This is a genomic window from Moorena sp. SIO4E2 (assembly GCF_010671945.1).
GTDB classification, from domain to species: domain Bacteria; phylum Cyanobacteriota; class Cyanobacteriia; order Cyanobacteriales; family Coleofasciculaceae; genus Moorena; species Moorena producens.
Window position 1 is genome coordinate 1 of the sequence record NZ_JAAHIE010000337.1, and the last position, 8240, is coordinate 8240.

Here is an 8240-nt window from a genome sequence, read left to right on the forward strand (position 1 = left end):
GAGGTTTCAGTTCGGCAAAAAGTTTTCCATTCTCTAACATCCCGTCTGGCTTGACATCAAAAACCCGAATATGACCTCTTTCTGAATCATTCACATATAATTTAGTTTCATCTGGGGAAAAGACAATTCCATTAGGGCGGACAAAGTCATCAACAAGCAGGGTTAGTGTGCCATCTGGTGCTAGACGATAAACACCATAAAACCCTAATTCTTCTTGTTCGGATTTGATGCCATAGGGAGGATCAGTAAAGTAGATACTACCATCTGATTTAACTGCTATATCGTTGGGACTATTCAGCCGCTTGCCTTGGTAGTGACTAGCTAGAGTTACAATGTTTCCATCTTTCTGTGTTAGGGATAGACGACGATTACTATGTTCGGCAGTAACTAAACGCCCTGAGCGGTCTAAGGTATTACCATTAGCATTGCCAGAAGGTTGACGAAAAATCTCCGTTTTTTGCTCTGGTTGCCATTTATAAATGGTATTAGCTGGAATATCACTAAATAGCAGAAAGCCGTCGGGATGCCAAACAGGTCCTTCAGTAAACTTAAAACCTCCTGCTACCTTTTCAACTTGAGTATTGGGAGCAATAATTTCTTCTAGATTATTTTGTTTGGTATAAAATTTATAAACCATTAGGTGTCGGTAAGTTTCACCTGGATGCAAGATAACCGAAGGAAAGTTAGGCTGATTGACTGAGTCAGGAAAATGTTGTGTCTCTAGGCACAAACCTTGATGATTTTTATAAACAATATCTCCTTTACCCACGGTTTTCAGTTTACCAAGATTTCCAGAAAAAAACTGCATTCCTGGCTGATTAGTGTGAAGCTCCATCACCCGACCAGATTTGGGTTCATATACAGTAGCTGCCAGTTGGATTTTTTCTGATTCTCCATTCAAGACATAATTTAGGTCGTAGCCTCCTGGATAGTTTTGCTTTAGGGTATTTCTAAGCTGATTAATTCCATTTCCAATCAACTGAGGCTTAGTAAAGTCATAGGGTGTATCTTTAACTGATTTAATCTCTCCTGTAGGGATTCGCTGTTCGTTGGTCGGGGTATATTTATCGGCATTGATGCTTAAATATTGTCCTAGAATATTTCCAGAACCATGACCAGCTAAGTTCCAATATGAATGATTGACCAAGTTGACTGGAGTAGATTTGTTAGTGGTAGCAGTCATTTCCAGCTTTAACTGATTATCGTTAGTCAGAGTGTAAATGGCTGTAACTGTCAAATCACCTGGATATCCTTCTTCTCCATCAGGACTCAGATAAGTTAGTTTTAGTGCCTGTCCTTGGCTACTGTTAATCGGTTCAGCTTTCCAAACCACTTTGTCAAAACCCTTTTTACCACCATGTATGTGATGGGAACCGGCATTAGCAGCTAGCTCATACTTTTCACCATTGAGAGTAAACTGAGCATCTTTAATCCTATTAGCGACGCGACCAACAATTGCACCATAATATAGGTAGCGCTTAGCCGTAAAATAATCTTCTAGACTATCAAATCCCAGCACTACATCGTCTAGCTGACCGCTGTTATCAGGCAAGTGTAATTCAGTAAGAGTCGCACCATAGTTGGTTATCTTAGCTACTAAACCATTGGTATTGGTTAAAGTATAGAGATAAACTTTCTGATCATCTTTAGTCTGGCCAAATTCCATCTTGGTTACAGTTTTGTTTTCTTGGGTATGGTAGTTATTTGCTGTGGCGTAAGATTGCTCAGGGTTAAATCTCTTGTATAAATCTGATTTTACTAAAAGTACACTCATTCCCATTGCGGTAAAAATTGTGATTATTTTTGTTAACATTGAACCAGTAAGCATAGTTTTTTTTAAGTAATTGTAATCTGTATAAATTCTAATTTATATAATTTTTTTTAGGAAGATAATAGAGGGTAACTGGTTCCGCCTGCTGGGATGACAGGTCGCCATTGGTAACAAGTTAAATACGAATACCTTGTGGTCAACGCTAATGGGTAATGGATAATCGGGAGCCAATTAACTATTACCAGCTAACTAGATGTATAATTCCTGAAGCTATTTGAGATTAGCCGATAGTTTTGATATCAATAATCAAGGAAAACTCAGGCATTTGACCCAGGGGTGGGAGTACATGATTGATTGTGGACAACCAGAAAGACGCTGATTTATTATTGGTTCTTATTGCTTTTAGGATTAGGCTGAATGCTTACAACCAGCGACCTTGATTTTACTGACGTTTATTAAAATGAGGAGAGGGCTAGGTTAATCATAATCTAGCCAGTGCGATTATAGCAACTTTAATCCATATTAGGCATTGTTCTTAAACATTATTTACATACTTTACATACAATGATAAAAGCCTTAGCACCAATTACGACTACTGACTTGGCGAGAGACTTGGCGACACTAGGGATTGATTTAATTCGTAAAGCTGGTTGTGAGTATGGAGATATCCGTATTTGTACTTACCGTAATCAGAACTTAACTGCACGCGATCGCTCCCTTAGCCAACTCTGTGATAATGTTAGTTCTGGCTTTGGGGTAAGAGTGTTACTAAAGGGCGCTTGGGGCTTTGCGGCTAGTCCCTATAAAACTCCAGAGGAAGTGGAACGAATGGTGGCTTTAGCTGTGGAGATTGCTAAAGGTAGCCGCCTTTCTCAGCAAACACAGGTAAGATTAGCCCCAGTAAAAGCGTATCGCGATACCTATATTACTCCGATCGAAATTGACCCGTTTACTATACCGATTACTGAGAAAGCAGATTTACTATTGCGTATCAATAATCAATTGCTTAGCTATAGCGATCGCGGAATTAAAAAGGCTTACTCTTTCCTGCGTTTTACTCGTGAAGACAAGATTTTTGCGTCTACTGTTGATTCCCTAATTGAACAGACTATCTACCGCAGCTATCCAGGTATGGGTTGTACAGCAGTTGCTAATGGGGATGCTCAAAGCCGTAGCTATGAGCGTCCACCTTTAAATATCGGTTACGAGCATATTCAACCCCCAGACCTTTTGAATCAGGTAGAACGGGTAGCAGAAGAAGCAATAGAGAAGGTTCATGCTCCTAAAGGATCTTCTGGTATTCGCAGCACTCTGATTCTGAAGCCTAGTCATCTCCACCTAACGATTCATGAATCGGTGGGACACCCTACGGAACTAGATCGGGTGTATGGCTATGAGTCGAATTTTGCTGGTACTAGCTTTGCCACTACTGATAAATTGGGCAAGCTGCAATATGCTGCTCCTTGGGTGAATTTTAAATGCGATCGCACTCAATCGGGGGGACGTAGTACTTTAGGCTATGATGATGAGGGGGTACCTGCACAAGATTGGTATGTTGTCAAGGATGGCATTTTAGTAGACTACCTCACTGACCGGGAAACCGCTTATCGACTAGGTAATGCCAGTAGTAACGGTTGCGCTTACGCGGATAGTTGGTCAAGTGTACCGATGGTGCGGATTCCTAATTTAGGGTTGGAACCGGGAGCAGAGGGAGGAAGTCACTCTGCCACACTCGCAGAAATGATTGCTGAGACTGAGGAAGGGATTTTAATTGATGGTAGAGGTAGTTTCTCCATTGACCAGCAGCGACGTAATTTTCAGTTTGGTGGAGATGCTTTCTGGAAGGTGGAGAAAGGTAAAGTAGTGGGCATGCTCAAGGATGTCACCTATCATTCTATGAGTACTGATTTCTGGAATAGTATTGATGCCATTGGAGTAGCTTCGGAACAGGAGCAGTTTGGTACCCATATGTGTGGTAAAGGCGAACCGATACAAATTGCTCAAATGACCCATGCTTGTGTCCCGGTGCGGGTGCGCAATATTCAGATTGGAGGAACCTAAATCGTTAATTGTTAATGGTTTTTTTATGGTTAGTTGGGCAACTCGATTAATTAGTGTTAGGTAAAAGAGAATGTAATTCTACCATCAATTCTTCAACTCACTATCCAAGATGGAGCAAAAGTATCGGCATTGCTCAATCAAGCAATGCCCTTCTTATTTATTAGAGTCATTTCAATTTATATTGAGAAAACTATTTATTGCTCTAATTGGGTTTCATACGAAAAAGTGTTCCATTGTTATTTGAAATGACTATATTTCAAATCTCAAAAAATTACCTTTTCTGGTTAACCATTCCCAGATTAAGCAACACCAAAAAAACACGCCCAATCCGTTGGTTACCCCTTCGTAAACTCCCTCGGACTAGACTGCTCAACTCAAGCGGGCTCGGGTGCTATCGCTAATTAGTTTTAGGAAAACGAAACCGTAATAGCGATAGCACCCGATAGCCCGCACAGTCACGAGCAGGCTAGTGATGCGTGGTTGAACTTATCGCAGGGACGGCGATCCACCGCCCAGATTGCAAGGCTGTTTACCAACTGCTGGAATGGACGTGATTTATTGAGACTGACGAGCGTGCTGCATCCGCAACGCCAGAATGTGTTCACAAGGACCTTTGTACAGCTTATTTTGCTGATACCAATTACAGGTACACTCTGCCGCTATTATACGCTCATCGGGATCAATTGTCAAAGCGGGATTATAGGTTTTGCTTTTATCTCTGACATTTCCCTGTAGCTGGAGTGTACCTTGAGTGTCTTTTACTGAGGTTACTTGTACGGCATTGTTACTTAAGAAGCGGGTTGCTGTTTCTTCTCGCTGATTGGCAAACCGTAACCGTTCCATGGGTAAGGGCTCTCGAGATAGTTCCCGGACTCGATATACTTGCTTGTTTAAGTCGTAAATGGCTCGTCCGGCTTGGGTGTAAGCTCCTAAGGCACCTAGGACAGCAGTCGGGCTTAAGTCTAAGCGCTGGGCGAGACTGTGGGGACTTTCGACCCAGTTTTCTCTGAGTGCGTCAAAAATGAGTTGTTGAGTCCACTGGTCTACATCTGCACGGGGTGCCATTAAGTCAAAGTTACCCGCTTGTGCCCAATCGTTAGCTGTCCATCCTGATAAGCCGAGGGTAAAGGACATATCCCCTAGGTCAGCTACATAAAAGGATGGCATACCGGTTCCGAGTAGGTGAATGGTAAATTTGTTGGCAATGGGGATAAGACGTTCTAGGATGTGGAGGCGGCGGCGTCCCCAAACTCGGATGACCTGTTCTGATGAACCTTGATAGGGCGATCGCGAACAGACTACTTCGATGTTCCAAGGCTCAAATACTATTCGCACGGGTTCTCCTGGTTTGAGATGGTAACGCATTCCCCGTGGGCCAGTTTTTTCTTTGTGGCGACGCAACACAAAACAGATATTGTGAATATCCATGGGCTGCAAGTCAAAGGTGGTGGCGGGTAAGGCCATGGCGGAACTGACTTGTAGAAATCCTCTTACCCAACTGTCTGGTAGGTCAATTTTGACTTCTTTAAATGCTGCTTCATGGGTGGTTTTTACTTCAAAACCGGAGGGGTCAATTTCAAATTGGGTTGTCTTGTAACTGCGGATTTTTTGAAATTCGTTGTAAAGGGCGGCGGAGTAATCTATGTTTGTTGTACCGCAGGCGAATTCCTTGATAGTTTTAAATACTTCGTAGCTGGCTCCTAGTCGCCCATAACTGGATTCATCTTGGCTGAAACATTCAAAGAAGACTTCATCGGGATGAACGGTAATTACTGGATCGAGGACAAACCAGGCATCACGGTCTTTTTCATAGAGGTAATTGTAGTACTGCTGTCTGGCTTTATAAAAGGTGGATAATCGTTGATATCGGTTCTGATTTAATTGATTTAGTTCTGCTTGTAAGGGTTGAATTTTATTGGCGAGGTCTTGGCGTTGTGCGGCTATCAGTTGCCAGTCTTGTTGGTCTTGGTTGGCACGCCATTGTTTATACTCGGTTCTGTCTTTGGGTTTGAAGCGTAAATCGGAAACTACTACGTCATGTAGGGCGCTGATGGCTTCTCGAAAGGCTACATTTTTCCCTAATTCACCAATGAAGTAAGTGGGAGGACGCTTGGTGTCTGGGGAGAAAGACATTTGGGTACTGCTGCCGCGATCGCTAACTGCTGTACTATTTTTATAGGCGTAGTTAAATTCCATGGTTTTTAGGGTATTGAATTATTTTTTTTATTGTTAATAAGGGAATCGGGAATTTAGAATTTAGAATTTAGAATTTAGAATTTAGAATTTAGAATTTAGAATTTAGAATTTAGAATCGGGAAAATTATGAAATAGATAATGGAAATAGATAATAAGATTTTTTGGTGTTATCCTGAATCATTACTTTGTTTCATAAGCGATCAGGATATAGTTGAAAATGCTATAGGGTTTCTCGTACTATCGCTACTCCCTATTCCCGACTCCCTCGGTGTGCTTGACTCCCGACTCCCTACAATACACAACTGATAAATCCCTACACTCCTCTTAATTCGGATACTGGTTTAACCTGAATAGGAAGAGGAATAGTAGGATAGTTTTGGTGAATTTTAAGCATGAGCTGAATTGAACGGGCTTTATCACCAATAGCCATTGTGATGGATTGTCGTGTTAATATTTCTGCTACTATTTTAGCAGCTGCTTGGCTTTTTTGGGCTTCAGCTTCTAGAAATGCGAAGACGCGCTGTTTAGCAATTCGTCCGCGATTAACCCGAGACAAAATACTGATAAAGTAAGGGATTAAGTCTTGCAAACGGTCGGGATTATCTACGGCATACTGTTCTAGATAGTTAGTGGCAAATAGCTGCATGTCTTGGCTGGGATGTTCACTAAATTTAAGCAGATAATCTTGACCATAACTCTGCTGAAAGGTACGTAGGACTAAATTCCGCCCAAATTGACGAACATCATCCCGAGTACTGTCACAAATACTGACCATGACTTCAGGTGTCCAGTCTTGTTCGGTAATTTGTTGGCTAAAGAGTTTGGTAGCAAATTCTCGGGAATCCTGCCATTTTGCTTCTAGTAATCGCACTGCGGCTAACATGTCTTGAGAATTGCTACGGATACGGTTGAGCCTTTGCTCAATCATTGTCCAAGCGGCTTGACGGACGGATAGGATTTCATGATTGGCTAGTTTAACAATGTCAGGAATTTTTAATTCTAATCCCCAAGTGGTATAGTTAGCTTGGAGTACTAATCCTACTAATTCTTGAGCGGCTGATGATTTGGCTTGGAGAAGTTCCATCGCGTTGTCTTTGGTAATCATAGTCATCCAGCTGGGTAAGTCTTCTCGTAGCAGTTGGACTAAATCTTGGTGAACACCTTGATGTCTTTCTGGTAGCTGCAATAGGCTAATGATTTCTGTGGCTAGCTGAGTGACAAATTCTGGATATAATTTTCCTAAGCGCTGAATTACTGGACGAATACCTTGACGCAAGTGTGCTTGTTGATTGGTTGCGATCGCTAATACTAAGTCGTAGTCTTGTAGCAACCGTTGATCGGGAAGTTGACCGAAAATCTGAACCCCAATCCCTTGCACTGACTGATGGGAAGCGTTGAGGAGTGATTCAATTAATTTGGGTGGTAAGTCAGCGGCAGGAGTTTCGTGATTGAATAGGATTCTTGCTCCCAATTCCTGGATTTCTGGCATGGGGTGTTGGAGGAGATCTAGTACTACTCCCATACCCAATGTCCGGAGTTGGGGGGTAAAACCTAGAAGCAGGGTTTGAGCAGTGTCTTTGCCGATATCGGTTTGAGTTGGTTCTAGTGCGAGTACTGCTGCAATCATTCGCCCGATTAATACTTTGGCTGTTGCTTCACTTACTATTGATTGAGTCAGTAACTGACGGGCAAAGGTACGGGTATCGGAGTGTTGACTGATCACTAAAGGGATGATCAGGTTACTGCCGGTGATCAAGTGAGTTGGTATTGCTTGTATCCACTGATGGGCTTGAGTACGAGCTGGTGGAAACTGGCAGTTGGCTAAGGCAAGTAATAAGTCTAGGTTAGGATTGTCGGGATTATCCGAATTATATTTTTGTGTTGCTAGTTCAAAGCCGAGTTGAGCGGTTACTGGGTAGGGTTTGTTAATTAGTCTGATTACAGTATCTGTATCGATTTGATTACAGAATGACTGACATACCTTCAAGGCTTTGGCGGCAAACTGATGAACTTGATGACACTGGCTTTCTAATAGTAACTGTAGCAGTGCCTCTGGATGTTGCTCCCAAAGTTTAGGAAAGGCTTCTTCTCGGACATCTGGCTCTGGATCACCGGGTTTGTAGTTGTCTCGACAACGCCATGCCTGGTTGTTGGGCATTAATACGTAACGGGGACTATTGGTATAGAGAATATGGTTAAAGGTTAAGTAACC

4 protein-coding genes and 1 pseudogene are annotated in these 8240 nt (G+C 42.3%); 2 read left to right on the plus strand and 3 right to left on the minus strand.

The genetic code is table 11. The features are described from left to right. Positions 1-1828: aldose epimerase family protein (locus F6K37_RS26220; RefSeq protein ID WP_287253244.1), on the minus strand; the 1828-nt coding region annotated here is incomplete at its 3' end. Positions 1829-2335: 507 nt separating this feature from the next. Between F6K37_RS26220 and F6K37_RS26225 the strand changes: the two genes are divergently transcribed. After that, positions 2336-3832, plus strand: a complete 1497-nt coding sequence (locus F6K37_RS26225) for a TldD/PmbA family protein (protein ID WP_287253247.1) — start codon at positions 2336-2338, stop codon at positions 3830-3832. A gap of 555 nt (positions 3833-4387) precedes the next feature. Here F6K37_RS26225 and F6K37_RS26230 read toward each other — a convergent pair. Then, a complete protein-coding gene (locus tag F6K37_RS26230) occupies positions 4388-6028 on the minus strand; it encodes an SWIM zinc finger family protein (RefSeq protein ID WP_287253249.1) in 1641 nt (546 codons plus the stop codon). Positions 6029-6166: 138 nt separating this feature from the next. Here F6K37_RS26230 and F6K37_RS26235 point away from each other — a divergent pair, with 138 nt between their 5' ends. Next, entirely contained in the window at positions 6167-6334 is a 168-nt protein-coding gene (locus F6K37_RS26235; protein WP_154659804.1) for a hypothetical protein, read from the plus strand. A 7-nt stretch (positions 6335-6341) separates the two neighbouring features. Here the strand turns inward: F6K37_RS26235 and F6K37_RS26240 are convergent. Then, positions 6342-8240, minus strand: a pseudogene (locus tag F6K37_RS26240) (hypothetical protein); the annotation flags it as partial.